The following is a 2,199-nucleotide window of genomic DNA, read 5'->3' as shown; positions in this document are numbered from 1 at the left end:
CCGCTCACCCGTCGGCCCAGCTCGACCGGCCGGGACAGGCCGGCGGCCAGTTGGTGCGGCAACGCCGACATGCCCTGGGCGGGCAGGCCGGGACGCCCCAGCGCGAACCAGCGCGCCAGCAGCCGGGCGAAGTTGGCCGACGTGGCGCCCTCGTCCTCGAGCAGGACGCCGGCGAAGAAGCGCTCGAGCACGGCTCGCAGCTCGCCGGTCAGCCCGGCGTCGTCGAGGGACGCGGCGAGCGTGCCGTCGGACGGCGACAGCAGCCGACTGATGTTGCCGAGTGCCGGGGACGCCCACCTGGCAAGCGCAGCCAGCCGGTCGGGTCGCAGGTAGGGTCCGGCCAGCGCCTGCGGGGCGGCGCCGGGATGCCTAAGCGGGTCGGCGACGACGGTGATGCCCTCGCTGTCGCGCACCGCCACTCCGTGGCCGAAGTGGGCCAGCTGCAGGGCGGCGACGTCCACCTCGCGCTGCACAGCGGGGTAGGCGGGATTCAGCACCTGGAAACCCCGGTCGCAGCGGAAGCCGTCGATGATGTCGGTGCGCACCCGGCCGCCGAGGTCGTCGGCGGCCTCCAGGACCCGCACCTCGGCGCCAGCCCTGGTGAGCTGGCGAGCGCACTGCAGGCCGGCCAGCCCGGCCCCGACCACGATGACTTCGGCGTCCATGGAGCAATTGTCACCCAGATCAGGGCTGTCGGATGGCTGGCGGTGATGCCATAATTGCCACACCCAAGCTCTCCCGGGCTGCGCGGAGGTGCGCCATGACCAACCGCCGTCACACGCGCTGCGCGGCGCGTCCCAGCCGGACCCTGACGGGGCTGCTAGCGGTCGCGATGGTGCTGGCCCTGGGACTGGTACTGCCAGCCGCGCCCGCCCGCGCCGCCACCGACTACGGCTACGACATCTCCTGGCCGCAGTGCCCGAACGGCCAGCCGATGCCGCCAACCGACACGTCCTTCGTCATCATCGGGCTGACCCGGGGCCTGGCGTTCACCGAGAACCCGTGCCTGCAGATGCACGTCGACTGGGCCTTCGACAACGGCCTCCCGGCGCAGGCCTATGCGATGGCCACCTTCCCGACGTCGGCGCAACTCGACGACCACGGGGACAACGGTCCGTGGCCGGCCGCGAGCCGGGCCGACCGGCTGCGCAACGTCGGCTACGCCGAGGGCATGGCCGCGGTCACCTCGCTGGCCCGGCTGGGCTGGGATCCGGGTGTGGTCTGGGTCGACGTCGAGCCGCGGCCGGCGCAGCCGTGGCCGAGCACCACGTCGGCGCAGCGGATGGAGAACCGGTACGTCATCACCGGTCTGCTGCGGGCCCTCCACGATTCCGGTTACGGCTTCGGCATCTACTCCTACCTGAACGGCTGGAACGAGATCACCGACGGCTGGCAGCTGACCGGGGTGCCGGTGTGGGCGGCGTCCGGTCACCTCGACTACCCGACCGAAGCCGAGGAGAAGTGCACGGCCGCGAGCTTCTCCGGCGGCCCGGTCTTCATCTCGCAGTGGACCGACGGCAGCTACGACTACAACCTGACCTGCGGTGGTGAGTCGTTCGGCGACTTCACCAGCAGCCGGTTCGTCGACTTCCCGCCCCGCGTCCAGTTCCTGACCGAGGTGGAGTGGCTGGCCGGTGAAGGCATCAGCACCGGCTGGACCGAGCCCGAGGGCACCCTCACCTACCGGCCGTGGCAGCCGATCGACCGGGACGCGATGGCCGCGTTCTTCTACCGGCTCGCCGGCTCGCCCGCCTACACCCCGCCGGCCGTCTCACCGTTCACCGACGTGACGCCTGCCACCCCGTTCTACGCCGAGATGGCCTGGATGCATGACGAGGGCATCGCAACCGGCTTCCCGGACGGCAGCTACCGGCCGTGGGAGCCGGTGAACCGGGACGCGATGGCGGCCTTCATGTACCGGTTCGCGAACAGCCCCACCTTCACCGCGCCGGGTACCTCACCGTTCACCGATGTGGCGACGACCGACCAGTTCTACCTGGAGCTGACATGGCTGCGCTCGACCGGGATCTCCACCGGTTGGCCGGACGGCAGCTACCGACCCGGTGAGCCGGTGATGCGGGACGCGATGGCCGCCTTCCTGTACCGGCTGGACCCGATCTGAACGGCGGCGATGCGTCAGGCGCGTGCGGACCTGACCGGCCGGGGGCAACAGTCGCCGGTGCACACTGGGTCCCAGGC

2 protein-coding genes are annotated in these 2,199 nt (G+C 71.5%); one reads left to right on the top strand and one right to left on the bottom strand.

Translation table 11 applies throughout. The features are described from left to right. A partial coding sequence (locus WBL05_RS09565) for an FAD-dependent oxidoreductase (protein WP_424225488.1) occupies positions 1-665 on the bottom strand: 665 nt, incomplete at its 3' end. Between the two features lie 95 nt (positions 666-760). Between WBL05_RS09565 and WBL05_RS09560 the strand changes: the two genes are divergently transcribed. Beyond that, positions 761-2,122 carry an S-layer homology domain-containing protein gene (locus WBL05_RS09560; RefSeq protein WP_424225486.1) on the top strand — a complete coding sequence of 454 codons (1,362 nt, stop codon included), beginning with the start codon at positions 761-763 and terminating at the stop codon, positions 2,120-2,122. The last annotated feature ends 77 nt before the right edge of the window (positions 2,123-2,199 follow it).

The organism is Brooklawnia sp., from assembly GCF_049651565.1.
Classification (GTDB): domain Bacteria; phylum Actinomycetota; class Actinomycetes; order Propionibacteriales; family Propionibacteriaceae; genus Brooklawnia.
The sequence above is the reverse complement of the archived record's forward strand: the minus strand, read 5'-3'. Positions and strand labels throughout refer to the sequence as shown.